We start from the raw sequence: 14857 nt of genomic DNA, 5'->3' as shown, positions 1-14857 counted from the left end.
GCCGGTCGACGTACCGGACGACGCGAGTCTGCTGGATCGCGTGGTGGGCGTCACCGGACGGTCGCCTGCTGTCGGTCGGGGCGAGTAGGTTTCTGCGTATGGCTGATTCGGTGATCACATGGCTGCCGTGGGAGGACCCGCGGACCTTTCTGGGCGGGCTGCCGGAGCGGGTCGAGGCGACGTACTACGGCGGCGGCGAGCTGCCGGCGGAGCCCGACCAGGTCGAGTTCTACGTGCCCAGTTACATGGGCAGCTCCCAGGTCGTCGAGGTCATCCGTGAGATGCCGAACCTGAAGGTCGTGCAGACGCAGACCGCCGGTTTCGAGAACGTGCTGCCGTTCCTGCCCGACGGCGTGACGCTGTGCAACGCGCGCGGCGTGCACGACGCGTCGACGGCGGAGCTGGCCATGACGCTGATCCTGGCGTCGTACCGGCGGATTCCGAAGGCGGTCACGAACCAGCAGCAGGGGATCTGGCCGGCCGATGCCGGGATCGACGACTCGCTCGCCGACCGGACCGTGCTGATCCTCGGGTACGGGTCGATCGGGGAGGCGCTCGAGCGGCGGCTGGCCGGGTTCGAGTGCGACGTCATCCGGGTCGCGCGGCGGGCGCGGGACGGGGTGCACCCGATCACCGAGCTGCCGGAGTTGCTGCCGCGCGCGGACGTCGTCGTACTGCTGACCCCGGCGACCCCGGAGACGAAGGGCCTGGTGGACGCCGAGTTCCTGGGCCGCATGAAGGACGGCGCCCTGCTGGTCAACGTGGCCCGCGGTGTCGTGGTGAACACCGACGACCTGGTCGCCGCGCTGAAGACCCAACGGATCCGCGCCGCGCTCGACGTCACCGATCCCGAGCCGCTGCCGGAAGGGCACCCGCTCTGGTCGGCGCCGAACGTGCTGATCATCCCGCACCGCGGTGGCGCCTCGACGGCGTTCCCGCCGCGGGTGGCGCGCCTGGTCCGGGCCCAGCTCGATCGGTACGTGAAGAACGAACCCCTGATCAATGTGGTGGCAGGTCCACCGCGCTAAAACACCCTGGAGGACAAGGATGTCCGAGGCCGTACTGCTGATCGGTACCAAGAAGGGACTCTGGATCGGGCGCAGCGACGCCGAGCGCCAGCTGTGGACGCTCGACGGGCCGCACTTCGAGATGCAGGGGATCTACTCCGTCGGCGTCGACACGCGGGGCGAACGCCCACGCTTGTTCGCCGGTGGGACCAGCGAGCACTGGGGCCCGGCCGTCTTCCACTCCGACGACCTCGGCAAGACCTGGGCCGAGCCGCCGGAGGGCTCGATCGGTTTCCCGAAGGACGCCGACGCCTCGGTCGAGCGCGTGTGGCAGATCCAGCCGGCGCCCGAGGACCAGCCCAATGTCGTGTACGCCGGTGCGCAGCCCTCGTCGCTGTGGAAGTCGACCGACGGCGGCGTCACCTTCGAGCTGGTCCGCGGCCTGTGGGACCACCCGCACCGCAAGGACTGGGGCGCCGGCTTCGGCGGCCAGGCGATCCACACCGTCCTGCCGCACCCGACCGACCCCGACCGGGTCAGCGTCGCGATGTCGACCGGCGGCGTCTACCAGACCGACGACGGCGGGCAGACCTGGACGCCGGCCAACCACGGCATCAAGGCGCACTTCATGCCCGACCCGGACCCGGAGTTCGGCCAGTGCGTGCACAAGCTGGCCGGCCACCCGAGCATGCCGGACCGGCTGTTCGCGCAGAACCACCACGGCGTCTACCGCTCCGACGACGGCGGCGCGATCTGGAAGTCGATCGCGGACGGCCTGCCCTCGGACTTCGGCTTCCCGATCGCCGTCCACCCGCACGAGCCGGAGACCGTGTACGTGTTCCCGTTGGTGGCCGACGGCAACCGGATCCCGACTGACGCCAAGTGCCGCGTCTACCGTTCGCGCGACGCGGGCGCGACGTGGGAGGCGCTGACGAAGGGCCTGCCCGACGTACCGTCGTACGCGCCGGTGCTGCGGGACGCGCTCTGCACCGACGCCGGTACGCCGGCCGGCGTGTACGTCGGGACGCGCGACGGCTGCGTCTACGCGAGCGCCGACGCGGGCGACAGCTGGACCGAGGTCGCCCGGCACCTGCCCGACGTGCTCACCGTTCGCGCGGCCGTGCTGTGACGGTCCGGGTGAAGCTGCCGACGGTGCTGCAGCCGTTCGCCGGCGGCAACGAGAAGGTGGCGATCGAGGAGGCGACGACGGTCGGCGAGGCGTTCGTCAGACTGGAGCAAGAGCACCCGGCGCTGCGCCGACGGCTGACCGACGAGCAAGGCGCGCTGCGGCGGCACGTCAACGTCTACCTCGGCAACGACAACATCCGCGACCTCGACGGCCTGGACACCAAGCTTCCCGACGGCGCCGAGCTCCTGGTCCTGCCCAGCGTCGCAGGTGGCTGACCACAAAGGACTGTTGCTCGAGCCACCCAACCGCTAGCGTCACCGCATGACTGGGGAGATCATCCTGCTGACCGGCTCGCCCGGTGCGGGCAAGTCGACGGTCGCGGCGCTCGTCGCGACCGACGCCGCCGGGCCGGCCGTGCACCTCACGACCGACCTCTACTACCGCGCGATCAAGACCGGTTTCGTCCCGCCGTACATGCCGGGCGCGCAGAAGCAGAACGAGGTGGTGGTCGACGCGATCGTCGCAACCGCCACGACCTACGCGCGCGGCGGCTACGACATCGTCGTCGACGGGATCATCGGCCCGTGGTTCCTCAAGCCGTTCCGCGTCGCTGCCGAGCGCGACCAGCTCGCGATGTCGTACGTCGTCCTGCGGCCCGACCTCGAGACGACGCTCGCGCGGGCCCAGGCGCGGGCGGACACCGAGCTCAAGGACGTCGAGGCGATCACCGGCCTGTACGACGCGTTCAAGGATCTCGGCGAACTCGAACGGCACGTGATCGACACGACCACCCTCGACGCAGAGCAGACCGCGGCCGAGGTACGCCGGGCGGTCGCGTCGAAGCAGTTCCGGCTGACCTGAAACCCCAACGCGTCAAGGGCTTTGCAGCAACCTGCAGAACGCGCGGGCTGACCAAGCAGCGGCCCTAGGATCTCTCGATGGGAATCTTCACGCGGAAGAAGCGGGTCCCGCTGACCGACGGCTTGCTGCTCGACCGGACCTGGGTCGATCCGGCGCTGGACGGTGCCGTGGTGGCCGTGCAGGCGGGCGACTTCGACACCGCGCTGGACGGGTTCAAGCACCAGGTCGGTGACCGCCGCGCGGTGTGGAACGCAGGGCTCTCCGAGGCAGCCATCGGCCGCTCGGAACAGCTCGAAGCCCGGTTGGAGGAGCTCGGCGGTCGCGACCCGGACCTGCTGGTGTGGCTGGCCCAGACCCTGGTCCTCGAAGGCTGGGAGGTCCGCAGCGGCCGGCAGGCCAAGGACGTGTCCGAGCAGCAGTTCGCGACCTTCCACGACATCTTGCGTACGGCGTACGACGTGATCGGGCTGGCGATCGAGACGGCTCCGGACGACCCGACGCCGTGGACTGTCTACCAGTGGGTGGCGATCGGGCTCGGCGCCGACCTCGACACGCACGAGCAGCTGTTCGAGGAGGCCGTCGCGCGGCAGCCCGACAGCTACGCCGCGCACGGCAACAAGGTGCACGCGATCGCGCCGAAGTGGTACGGGACGAGCATCGAGGAGATGCTCGCGTTCGGCCAGGAGACGGCAGACAAGGCAGTGCCGGGCAGTGTGCTCGGCGCCGTACTGGCGAAGGCGGTGACCGAGGCCCGGCTGCACGTGTTCGCCTTCACCGACGCCAACGCCGTGAAGAAGATCGCCGCGGCGACGAAGCTGTCGAACAAGTGGCAGGAACCCTTGCTCGCCGCGCGGAGCAAGTGGCTGCAGCCCGGCCGTACGCCGGAAGCGCCCGATCTGGAGGCGCACAACTACTACGCCTACCTGCTGAAGCACGCGCAGGGCGATGCCGGCCGGGAGTCGGCGGACGCCATGTTCAACCGGGTCAGCACGCTGCCCTGGGGGTACAGCGGCGACCCGCTCGAAGAGTTCGCGGAGAAGTACCGCCGCTGACTCCGGGCATACAGTCGGATCCATGACTGACATCAAGCCGCGCAGCCGGACGGTGACCGACGGACTGGAAGCGACCGCCTCGCGCGGGATGCTGCGAGCGGTCGGGATGGGCGACGACGACTGGGCCAAGCCGCAGATCGGCGTCGCCTCCAGCTGGAACGAGATCACCCCCTGCAACCTGTCGCTCGACCGGCTCGCGAAAGCGGTCAAGGATGGCGTGCACGCGGCGAGCGGCTACCCACTCGAGTTCGGCACGATCAGCGTCTCCGACGGCATCTCGATGGGCCACGTCGGCATGCACTACTCACTGGTCAGCCGCGAGATCATCGCCGACTCCGTCGAGACCGTCATGGAGGCCGAGCGGCTGGACGGCTCGGTGCTGCTGGCCGGTTGCGACAAGTCGCTGCCCGGGATGCTGATGGCCGCCGCGCGCCTCGACCTGGCCAGCGTCTTCCTGTACGCCGGGTCGATCATGCCCGGGCGGCTCGGCGACAAGGACGTCACGATCATCGACGCGTTCGAGGCCGTCGGCGCCTGCGCGCGCGGCCTGATCACCCGCGAGGAGGTCGACGCCGTCGAGCGTGCGATCTGCCCGGGCGAGGGCGCCTGCGGCGGCATGTACACCGCGAACACGATGGCCTCCGCGGCCGAGGCGCTCGGCATGTCGCTGCCCGGGTCGGCGGCGCCGCCCGCGGTCGACCGGCGGCGCGACGGGTTCGCCCGCAAGTCCGGCGAGGCCGTCGTCGGGCTCCTCCAGCAGGGGATCACCGCGCGGCAGATCCTCACCAAGGAGGCGTTCGAGAACGCGATCGCCGTGGTGATGGCGCTCGGCGGCTCGACGAACGCCGTACTGCACCTGCTCGCGATCGCGCGCGAGGCCGAGGTCGCGCTTACCCTCGACGACTTCAACCGGGTCGGCGACAAGGTGCCGCACCTGGGCGACCTGAAGCCGTTCGGCCGGTACGTGATGACGGACGTCGACCGGGTCGGCGGCATCCCGGTGATCATGCGCGCGCTGCTGGACGCCGGGCTGCTGCACGGCGACTGCCTGACGGTCACCGGCAAGACGATGGCCGAGAACCTCGCGGACATCGCTCCGCCGGACGTCGACGGCACGATCATCCGCGCGCTCGACCGGCCGATCCACGGCACCGGCGGGATCACCATCCTGCGCGGCTCGCTGGCTCCGGAAGGCGCGGTCGTGAAGAGCGCGGGCTTCGACTCGGACGTGTTCGAGGGCACCGCGCGGGTCTTCGACGGCGAGCGCGGCGCGATGGACGCGGTCGAGGACGGCTCGCTGAAGGCGGGTGACGTCGTGGTCATCCGGTACGAGGGGCCCAAGGGCGGGCCGGGGATGCGCGAGATGCTCGCCGTCACCGGCGCGATCAAGGGCGCCGGTCTCGGCAAGGACGTGCTGCTGCTCACCGACGGCCGCTTCTCCGGCGGTACGACGGGACTCTGCGTCGGCCACGTCGCGCCTGAGGCCGTCGACGGCGGACCGATCGCGTTCGTCCGCGACGGTGACCGGATCACGCTCGACGTGAAGAACCGGACCCTGGGGCTGCACGTCGAGGCCGACGAACTCGAACGCCGGAAGGTGGGCTGGTCGCCCAAGGAGCCCGCGATCACCCGCGGCGTACTCGGCAAGTACGTCCGCCTGGTCGGCTCGGCCTCCGAAGGCGCTGTCTGTATCTAAAGACGGTCATCTCAGGAAATGAGACAACTCAGCGGGGAACTTGACCAGATCGGCACCGGTCGGCGACTGTTACCTGCATGCGAACGATTCTCCTCGTACTTGTGCGGCGCGCCGACTGACGCGACCTCCGAGTCGAGCGCGCCCCTTCAGCCAACCGGCAGAAGGGGCGTTTTTGTTGCCGGGGCGACTATCTGAGACCCAGAGGTTCACCGACAACGGCCACGAGCGAGGATGGATCGGTCGCGGCAAGCCAACATCGTGACTGGACAAGGGAAGGCACTCATGAGTGAGCAGCTGACCGGGGCACAGGCTCTGATCCGCGCACTGGAACACGCCGGAGTGGACACCGTCTTCGGCATTCCGGGCGGCGCGATCCTCCCGGCGTACGACCCGATGCTCGACTCGACCCAGATCCGCCACATCCTGGTACGTCACGAGCAGGGCGCCGGGCACGCGGCCCAGGGCTACGCCTCGACCACCGGCAAGGTCGGCGTCTGCATGGCGACCTCGGGCCCGGGCGCGACCAACCTGGTCACCCCGATCGCCGACGCCTACATGGACTCGGTCCCGATGGTGGCGATCACCGGCCAGGTGGCCAGTGCCTCGATCGGCACCGACGCCTTCCAGGAGGCCGACATCCGCGGCATCACGATGCCGATCACCAAGCACAACTTCCTGGTCAACGACCCGAACGACATCGCCTCCACGATCGCCGAGGCGTTCCACATCGCCTCCACCGGCCGGCCCGGCCCGGTCCTGGTCGACGTGACCAAGGACGCGATGCAGGCCACGGTCGACTTCAAGTGGCCGACCGAGCTCTCGCTGCCCGGCTACCGCCCGGTGACCCGCCCGCACCCCAAGCAGGTGCGTGAGGCGGCCCGGCTGATCGCCGCCGCCGAGAAGCCCGTGCTGTACGTCGGTGGCGGCGTGATCCGCGCCAAGGCGTCGGAGGAGCTCAAGGAGCTCGCCGAGCTGCTCGGCATCCCGGTGGTCACCACGCTGATGGCCCGCGGCGCACTGCCCGACACCCACGCGCTGCATTTCGGCATGCCGGGGATGCACGGTTCGGTGTCGGCCGTCGGCGCGCTGCAGCGGTCCGACCTGCTGATCTGCCTGGGCGCGCGGTTCGACGACCGGGTGACCGGCAAGCTGTCGTCGTTCGCGCCGGAGGCCAAGGTCATCCACGCCGACATCGACCCGGCCGAGATCGGCAAGAACCGGCACGCCGACGTCCCGATCGTGGGGGACTGCAAGGAGGTCATCGGCGACCTGATCGGTGCGCTGAAGGCCGAGATCGCGAGCAACGGCAAAACCCCGGACTACGACGCGTGGCGCGGTCTGCTGGACTCCGTCAAGGCCAAGTACCCGGTCGGGTACGACGAGCCCGAGGACGGCAGCCTCTCCCCGCAGTACGTGATCCAGCGGATCGGCCAGATCGCCGGACCGGACGCGATCTACACCAGTGGCGTCGGCCAGCACCAGATGTGGGCCGCGCACTACCTGCCGTTCGAGAAGCCGCTGAACTGGCTGAACTCCGGCGGCCTCGGCACCATGGGCTACTCGGTGCCGGCCGCGATGGGCGCCAAGGTGGCCCGGCCGGACGCGACGGTCTGGGCGATCGACGGCGACGGCTGCTTCCAGATGACCAACCAGGAGCTCGTCACCTGTGCGCTGGAGGGCATCCCGATCAAGGTTGCCGTGATCAACAACCAGTCGCTGGGCATGGTCCGGCAGTGGCAGACGCTGTTCTACGACAAGCGCTACTCCAACACCGACCTGCACTCGGCCCGGATCCCGGACTTCGCCAAGCTGGCCGAGGCGATGGGCGGAGTCGGTCTGCGCTGCTCCGACCGGGAGTCGGTCGACGCCACGATCGAGAAGGCGATGGCGGTCACCGACGCGCCGGTGGTGGTCGACTTCGTCGTGCACCGCGACGCGATGGTCTGGCCGATGGTTGCCGCCGGCACCAGTAACGACGACATCCAGATCGCCCGCGACATGGCCCCGAACTGGGACTCGGAGGAGCTGTAAATGTCAAAGCACACACTGAGCATCCTGGTCGAGAACAAGCACGGCGTGCTGGCCCGGATCGCGGCGCTGATCTCGCGGCGCGGCTTCAACATCGACTCCCTCGCGGTCGGCCCGACCGAGCACCCGGAGATCTCCCGGATGACGATCGCGGTCAGCGTCGAGGAGCAGCCGCTCGAGCAGATCACCAAGCAGCTGAACAAGCTGGTGAACGTGATCAAGATCGTCGAGCTGGAGCCGACCCAGACCGTGCAGCGCGAGCTCGTGCTGGTCAAGGTGAAGGCCGACACCCTCACCCGCGGGCAGGTGCTGGAGACCGTCCAGCTGTTCCGTGCGAAGGTGGTGGACGTGGCTCCGGACGCGATCACCATCGAGGCGACCGGCAACCCCGAGAAGCTCGAGGCGATGATGCGGGTGCTGGAGCCGTTCGGCGTCCGTGAGCTGGTCCAGTCCGGCATGGTCGCGATCGGCCGCGGTGGCCGGTCCATCTCGGACCGCTCGCTGCGTCCGGTCCCGGTGCCGCCGCCGCACGTGGCCTCCGGCGCCCCGGCGCTGCAGGCCCGGCCGGCCACCGGTCAGCCGGCCGCCCCCAACGGCAGCACCCCCGCCCCGAACCCGAACCACCCGGTGCCGGCGCCGCCGCCGGGTCACCGCCCCGCCGCGCCGGCCAGGCACGGCTGAGCGGTCCACCCCCGTAACTCGGCCGGCACCCGCCGACCCCTCACCCAGAAGAATCAAGGAGACGAGCTCCCCGTGGCAGCTGAAATGTTCTACGACGACAACGCCGACCTGTCGGTGATCCAGGGCAAGAACGTGGCCGTGCTCGGCTACGGCTCCCAGGGCCACGCCCACGCGCTGTCGCTGCGCGACTCCGGTGTCGACGTCCGCGTCGGTCTGCCGGAAGGCTCCAAGAGCCGTGCCAAGGCCGAGGCCCAGGGCCTGCGGGTCGTCACGCCGGCCGAGGCCTGCGAGGAGGCCGACGTGATCGTCGTCCTCGCGCCGGACCCGGCCCAGCGGGCGCTCTACAAGGAGGCCATCGAGCCGAACCTGGTCGACGGCGACGCGCTCGTCTTCGGTCACGGCTTCAACATCCGGTTCGGCTACATCAAGCCCCCGGCCGGTGTCGACGTGTTCATGGTCGCGCCGAAGGGCCCGGGTCACCTGGTCCGTCGCGAGTACTCCGAGGGCCGGGGCGTCCCGGTCCTGGTCGCGGTCGAGCAGGACGCGACCGGCAAGGCGTGGGACCTCGCGCTGGCCTACGCCAAGGGCATCGGCGGCCTCCGTGCGGGTGGCATCAAGACCACCTTCACCGAGGAGACCGAGACCGACCTGTTCGGTGAGCAGGCCGTGCTCTGCGGTGGTGTCTCCGCGCTGGTCCAGGCCGGGTTCGAGACGCTGACCGAGGCCGGTTACCAGCCGGAGGTCGCGTACTTCGAGTGCCTGCACGAGCTCAAGCTGATCGTCGACCTGATGTACGAGGGCGGCATCGCCAAGCAGCGCTGGTCGGTCTCCGACACCGCCGAGTACGGCGACTACGTGTCGGGCCCGCGGATCATCGACGCGTCGGTGAAGGCCCGGATGAAGGACGTCCTGAACGACATCACCGACGGCACCTTCGCGGCCCGCTTCATCGCCGACCAGGACGCCGGCGCGCCGGAGTTCGCCGAGTTCCGCAAGGCCAGCGAGTCGCACCCGATCGAGGCTGTCGGCAAGGACCTGCGCTCGCTGATGGCGTGGGTCAAGTCGCACGACGCCGACGACTACGTCGAGGGCACCGCCGCGCGCTGATCCACCGCAGTACGTCGTACCGACGCCCAGGTCACCGTGTGTGGCCTGGGCGTCGCTCTGTTCTCTGACAGAATCGGGACTGGACCGGACAGGGGAGGGCAGGGATGGCTGAGCAAGGCCGCAGCGACCTGCCGCGACCGCCTCGGCGGATCCCGGGCTGGGCGGTCGAGAACGGCGATCCGCCGCCTGCCCTCGGACCCCGTACGACGATCGAACCGCGCCGCCGCGCGCCTGAGAACGACGGGCCGGGGGAGCCGCTGCCGCCGAAGTTCCGGCCGCGGTTCGTGGTTCCGCTGGTGGTCTTCGTGCTGGTCCTCGGGGCGGCCGCTGGATGGTTGGTGCGGGCGTACAGCCTGAGCCTGGACGCGGACGACGTACGGGCGTCCCTGGGACCGGCGGTCGTGCGGGTGCTGGCGACGACCTGCGACGGCACCGGTCAGGCCTCGGGCGTCCTGCTGCCCGGTGGGACGGTGTTGACCGCGACGTCGGCGATCCTGTCGCCGGTCTCGGTCGCGATCCTGACGCAGGACGGCAGAGTCCGGCGCGCCACGGTCAGAGGCAGCACCGCGGACGGCGTCGCTGTCCTCACTGTCGCCGGGCCGGCCAACCTCCCGACCGCGCAGTTCGCCCAGAAGCTTCCGGATGTCTCCGCGGACCGTGGCCTGGTCGGGTACGACCTGAGCGGCGAGCAGGTGGTCGTCCAGGCCGGTACGACGAAGCAGCCGGCGACCCTCCCCGGCCTGGTGGACGCAGGAGCTCTCGGCGCGCCACTGAGCGACCGGGAGGGCCGCGTGATCGGTCTGTTCACCGGCGATACCGTTGCCACCGGCAAGATCATCGGCAAGGACCGGCTGCCGTCCGGTCCGAACCCGTCCCTGCGTCCGGAGACGACGGAACCATGCTCGTCCCGTGGGCCGCAGAGCCCGGTCGAACCCGATCTCGCGGTGGCGAACACGCCGCTGGCCGGCGAGGTCAACGCCGCCCTGGCCGACTACCTGAACACGCTGAACCTGCACAACTTCGTGGCCATGCAGTCCACCTACTCGGAGCGGCTGCGCAGTCTGAGCTCGGCGAAGGTCGACGAGAGCAAGCACGGTACGTCGTACGCGTTCGGCGCGGTGATCGAGAAGGTCCGGGCCGCCGGAGCGGCCGCGGACGCCGAGATGGCCTTCACGGTGCTGTTCTCGCCGACCAGCGCGCAGGCCAAGGGACAGACCTGCGCGCAGCTGCGGATCCAGTACCACCTGGTGCGTGAGCAGCAGAAGTTGCGGATCGACGGAGCCAAGACGGTCGGCAACAAGTCAGGGTGTGGGACCGACTGAGGGTGCCACCCGGTGGCTGGTAGCATCGAGTTCAGCGGGCACAGCGCGGTGCTCTGATCGATCGAGCCCCCTACCGCTTCCAGCAGGAGTTGTCTGTCATGACTGACGTCACCCGACCCGTCGTCCTGATCGCCGAAGAGCTTTCTCCCGCCACCGTCGAGGCCCTCGGGCCGGACTTCGAGATCCGGCACGCCAACGGTGCCGACCGCGCCGAGCTGATCCCCGCGATCGCCGACGTCGACGCGATCCTGATCCGCAGCGCCACCAAGGTCGACGCCGAGGCGCTGGCCGCGGCGAAGAAGCTCAAGGTCGTCGCCCGCGCGGGCGTCGGCCTCGACAACGTCGACGTCAAGGCCGCCACCCAGGCCGGCGTCATGGTCGTGAACGCCCCGACCTCGAACATCGTCAGCGCCGCCGAGCTCGCGGTCGCGCTGCTGCTGGCCGCGGCCCGCCGCGTCCCGGCCGCTGACCAGTCGCTGAAGAACGGCGAGTGGAAGCGCAGCAAGTACTCCGGTGTCGAGCTGTTCGAGAAGACCGTCGGCATCGTCGGCCTGGGCAAGATCGGCGTCCTGGTCGCGCAGCGGCTGGCCGCCTTCGGCATGAACGTGATCGCCTACGACCCGTACGTACAGGCCGGTCGCGCCGCGCAGATGGGCGTCCGGCTCGCGTCGCTGGACGAGCTGCTGGCCGCGTCCGACTTCATCTCCGTGCACCTGCCGAAGACGCCGGAGACGATCGGCCTGATCGGTGACGAGCAGCTGCACAAGGTCAAGCCCGAGGTCATCATCGTCAACGCCGCCCGCGGTGGCATCGTCGACGAGCAGGCGCTGTACTCCGCGCTGAAGGAGGGTCGCGTCGCGGCCGCCGGCCTGGACGTGTTCGCCAAGGAGCCGTGCACCGACTCCCCGCTGTTCGAGTTCGAGAACGTCGTCGCCACGCCGCACCTGGGCGCGTCCACCGACGAGGCGCAGGAGAAGGCCGGCATCGCGGTCGCCAAGTCCGTCCGCCTCGCGCTGTCCGGCGAGCTGGTCCCGGACGCGGTCAACGTCCAGGGCGGTGTGATCGCCGAAGAGGTTCGCCCGGGCATCGCGCTGACCGAGAAGCTCGGCCGGATCTTTACCGCGCTGGCCGGTGGCGTCGCGCAGCAGCTCGACGTCGAGGTCCGCGGCGAGATCACGCAGTACGACGTGAAGGTGCTCGAGCTGGCCGCGCTCAAGGGTGTCTTCGCGGACGTCGTCGAGGACAACGTCTCCTACGTGAACGCGCCGCTGCTGGCCGCCGAGCGGGGCCTCGAGGTCCGGCTCGTCACCGACCACGACAGCCCGGAGCACCGCAACCTGATCACCCTGCGCGGCACGCTGGCCGACGGCGGCCAGGTGTCGGTGTCCGGCACGCTGGTCGGCGTCAAGCAGTCCGAGCGGCTGGTCGAGATCGACGGGTTCGACCTGGAGATCGAGCTGTCGGCGCACCTGGCGTTCCTCAGCTACGAGGACCGCCCGGGCATCGTCGGCGCGGTCGGCCGGATCCTCGGCGAGTCCGACATCAACATCGCCGGCATGCAGGTCAGCCGGGACCGCAAGGGCGGCAAGGCGCTGGTCGCGCTGAGCGTCGACTCGAGCATCCCGCAGGCCAAGCTGGACGACATCGCGTCCGCCGTACAGGCCGACACGGCGCGCACGGTCGACCTGGAGGCCTGAGGACCGGAGTGACACTCCCAGGGACGCACTGACCCTGGGAGCCAGTCACACTGGAAGAGCAGGACCGGCCTGCCGCCCGCAGGCGCATGGCGGCCGGCCAGGGCCCGAGCCCCTCCCACCCGGGAGGCGTGGCTCGGGCCCACCTGTTTGTCCCCCTCCGCCCACCCGCGCGGGCCATTTCGTGGGTTAACCCATGAAATGGCCCGTTGGCCCACGGAATTCTGGTGGGCCAACGGGCGAGTTGGTGGGTTAACCCACCAAATGCACTGGGTGGGAGCGGGGGAGTGGGGTCAGCGGCGAGTGGCGAGCAGTACGGCGGCGTCGGGGGCGACCATCACCTCGACGGTCGTGAAGCGCTTGTCCTGCAGCCATTCCTGGCGCAGGGTGTCGACGCGGCCCTCGTACATCGGCGGCCAGACGGCCGACGGCGTGAAGTCGTCGAGGACGACGAACCCGCCGGGCTCGACCACCTCGGCGACCACGTCGCGGGCGGACAGCTTCGCCTCGCGCGCGTCGACGAACAGCAGCGAGAACGGACCGCGCTCGATCAGCGCCGTCCAGTCCGCCTCGACGACCTCGATCCGCTCGTCGGCGGCGAACAGCTCGGCCACCGCCTTCGCGAGCTCGGGATCACTCTCGGCGGTGACGATCTTCGTCCCTTCGGCCACGCCGCTGCGCAGCCAGGCCGAGCCGACCCCGCAGCCCGTGCCGAGCTCGCCGACGGTACCGGTCCGCGACGCCGCAAGGGTCGCGAGCAGCCGGCCGGTCTCGTTACGGGTCGAGCTGACGAATCCGCGCCGGCCGGACAGGCTGAGGGCCGCCGACACCAGCGGCGGCAGTTCTGGAGGAGCGCTCACCGGTTGAGAGTTGCACAGCTTAGGTCCAGCGCTGTCACTGGTATCTCACATATTGGGACAGAGTGCCCGCATTGTGGTGAAATAGTCGGACGTCAGAGTAATTTTGGAGCACCCTGCCGCCCGCGAGACCCTTATCGGGAGGAGCAGCATGTACGACATGTACCCAGCCAACTGGCCCGCGATCGACGGTCGTGAGCGCAAGGCGGCCCGGCGTCGCCGGCCCGCCCGCGCGGCGAGTGAGACCGCGCCCGAGGCCCGGGCCGTCCAAGAAGCCATGAACCGCCGCGACAACGGGGGAGAACCCAAGAAGTGAGCACTCAGAAGACCTTCACGCTGGCCGTCGTCGGTGGCGACGGGATCGGGCCCGAGGTGACGGCCGAGGCACTCAAGGTGCTCGACGCGGTCAGCGCGGTCCACGGCGTGACGTTCGAGCGGACCGAGTACGACCTGGGCGCGAAGCGCTGGCACGAGACCGGCGAGACGCTGCCGGACGCCGAGCTCGCGGAGATTCGCAAGCACGACGCGATCCTGCTCGGTGCCGTCGGCGACCCGACCGTGCCGTCCGGCGTACTCGAGCGTGGTCTGCTGCTCAAGCTGCGGTTCGCCCTCGACCACTACGTGAACCTGCGGCCGTCGAAGATCTACCCGTCGGTGGGTTCCCCGCTGGCCAACCCGGGCGAGGTCGACTTCGTCGTCGTCCGCGAGGGCACCGAGGGCCCGTACGTCGGCAACGGCGGCGCCCTGCGCGTCGGCACGCCGGCCGAGATCGCCACCGAGGTGTCGGTCAACACGGCGTACGGCGTGGAGCGGGTCGTCCGGGACGCGTTCGCGCGGGCCCAGGCGCGGCCGCGCAAGAAGCTCACGCTGGTGCACAAGAACAACGTGCTCGTGCACGCCGGGCACCTGTGGAAGCGGACCGTCGACGCGGTCGCGACCGAGTTCCCCGACATCGCGGTCGACTACCTGCACGTGGACGCGGCGACCATCTTCCTGGTCACCGACCCGGCGCGGTTCGACGTGATCGTCACCGACAACCTGTTCGGCGACATCCTCACCGACCTGGCCGCCGCGATCAGCGGTGGCATCGGGCTGGCCGCGAGCGGCAACATCAACCCGGACAAGACCGCGCCGAGCATGTTCGAGCCGGTGCACGGCTCCGCGCCGGACATCGCCGGTCAGCAGAAGGCGGACCCGACCGCGGCGATCCTGTCGGCGGCGCTGCTGTGCGACCACCTCGGGCTGACCGAGGCGGCGGCCGCGATCGAGGCCGCGGTGACCGCGGACATCGAGGAGCGCACCGCCGGTGGCACCCGCACCACGTCGGAGATCGGTGACGCGATCACCAAGCGCGCGGCCGGGTGATGAGATGTCTTCGCTCGACTGCCGGACAGTGGGGTCAGGCGCGCTTTTCGGCGCTCGC

14 protein-coding genes are annotated in these 14857 nt (G+C 70.0%); 13 read left to right on the top strand and 1 reads right to left on the bottom strand.

Annotated elements, in window-relative coordinates; genetic code table 11:
* Positions 1-98: 98 nt before the first annotated feature.
* The 11 genes from ACYVIO_RS41085 (at position 99) to serA (ending at position 12580) form a co-directional block, all read left to right on the top strand.
* Complete coding sequence (locus ACYVIO_RS41085; RefSeq protein WP_460656430.1) at positions 99-1028, top strand: 2-hydroxyacid dehydrogenase; 930 nt, start codon at positions 99-101, stop codon at positions 1026-1028.
* Between the two features lie 19 nt (positions 1029-1047).
* Positions 1048-2136, top strand: a complete 1089-nt coding sequence (locus ACYVIO_RS41080; protein WP_460656429.1) for a WD40/YVTN/BNR-like repeat-containing protein — start codon at positions 1048-1050, stop codon at positions 2134-2136.
* 8 nt (positions 2137-2144) lie between these two features.
* Positions 2145-2411 carry a ubiquitin-like small modifier protein 1 gene (locus ACYVIO_RS41075; RefSeq protein ID WP_460656428.1) on the top strand — a complete coding sequence of 89 codons (267 nt, stop codon included), beginning with the start codon at positions 2145-2147 and terminating at the stop codon, positions 2409-2411.
* Between the two features lie 46 nt (positions 2412-2457).
* The gene (locus ACYVIO_RS41070) at positions 2458-2997 is read left to right on the top strand and encodes an AAA family ATPase (RefSeq protein WP_460656427.1); all 540 of its coding nucleotides are present in this window, start codon (positions 2458-2460) and stop codon (positions 2995-2997) included.
* Between the two features lie 77 nt (positions 2998-3074).
* Positions 3075-4049: a hypothetical protein gene (locus tag ACYVIO_RS41065; protein ID WP_460656426.1), complete on the top strand. Its 975-nt coding sequence runs from the start codon at positions 3075-3077 to the stop codon at positions 4047-4049.
* 22 nt (positions 4050-4071) lie between these two features.
* Positions 4072-5745: a dihydroxy-acid dehydratase gene (gene ilvD, locus ACYVIO_RS41060; protein ID WP_460656425.1), complete on the top strand. Its 1674-nt coding sequence runs from the start codon at positions 4072-4074 to the stop codon at positions 5743-5745.
* A 231-nt stretch (positions 5746-5976) separates the two neighbouring features.
* Entirely contained in the window at positions 5977-7776 is a 1800-nt protein-coding gene (locus ACYVIO_RS41055) for an acetolactate synthase large subunit (protein ID WP_460656424.1), read from the top strand.
* Positions 7777-8454, top strand: coding sequence for an acetolactate synthase small subunit (ilvN, locus tag ACYVIO_RS41050; RefSeq protein WP_460656423.1), 678 nt, complete (start codon positions 7777-7779; stop codon positions 8452-8454). It abuts the gene before it with no gap.
* 84 nt (positions 8455-8538) lie between these two features.
* On the top strand, positions 8539-9561 hold the full coding sequence (gene ilvC, locus ACYVIO_RS41045; RefSeq protein ID WP_460656466.1) for a ketol-acid reductoisomerase: 1023 nt from the start codon (positions 8539-8541) through the stop codon (positions 9559-9561).
* A 104-nt stretch (positions 9562-9665) separates the two neighbouring features.
* On the top strand, positions 9666-10883 hold the full coding sequence (locus ACYVIO_RS41040) for a S1 family peptidase (protein WP_460656422.1): 1218 nt from the start codon (positions 9666-9668) through the stop codon (positions 10881-10883).
* 98 nt (positions 10884-10981) lie between these two features.
* A complete protein-coding gene (serA, locus tag ACYVIO_RS41035) occupies positions 10982-12580 on the top strand; it encodes a phosphoglycerate dehydrogenase (protein ID WP_460656421.1) in 1599 nt (532 codons plus the stop codon).
* A 290-nt stretch (positions 12581-12870) separates the two neighbouring features.
* Here serA and ACYVIO_RS41030 read toward each other — a convergent pair whose 3' ends face one another.
* Positions 12871-13437 (bottom strand): class I SAM-dependent methyltransferase, encoded by a 567-nt coding sequence (locus tag ACYVIO_RS41030; RefSeq protein ID WP_184796113.1) that lies wholly within the window; start codon positions 13435-13437, stop codon positions 12871-12873.
* Between the two features lie 148 nt (positions 13438-13585).
* Here ACYVIO_RS41030 and ACYVIO_RS41025 point away from each other — a divergent pair, with 148 nt between their 5' ends.
* Together ACYVIO_RS41025 and ACYVIO_RS41020 are read left to right on the top strand one after the other, a co-directional pair.
* The gene (locus ACYVIO_RS41025; protein WP_460656420.1) at positions 13586-13750 is read left to right on the top strand and encodes a hypothetical protein; all 165 of its coding nucleotides are present in this window, start codon (positions 13586-13588) and stop codon (positions 13748-13750) included.
* Positions 13747-14799: a 3-isopropylmalate dehydrogenase gene (locus ACYVIO_RS41020; protein WP_460656419.1), complete on the top strand. Its 1053-nt coding sequence runs from the start codon at positions 13747-13749 to the stop codon at positions 14797-14799. Before ACYVIO_RS41025 ends, ACYVIO_RS41020 begins: the two co-directional genes overlap by 4 nt.
* Positions 14800-14857 lie beyond the last annotated feature (58 nt).

The organism is Kribbella endophytica (genome assembly GCF_054781295.1).
Note: the sequence above shows the minus strand (reverse complement) of the source record. Positions and strands in the feature narration are given on the sequence as shown.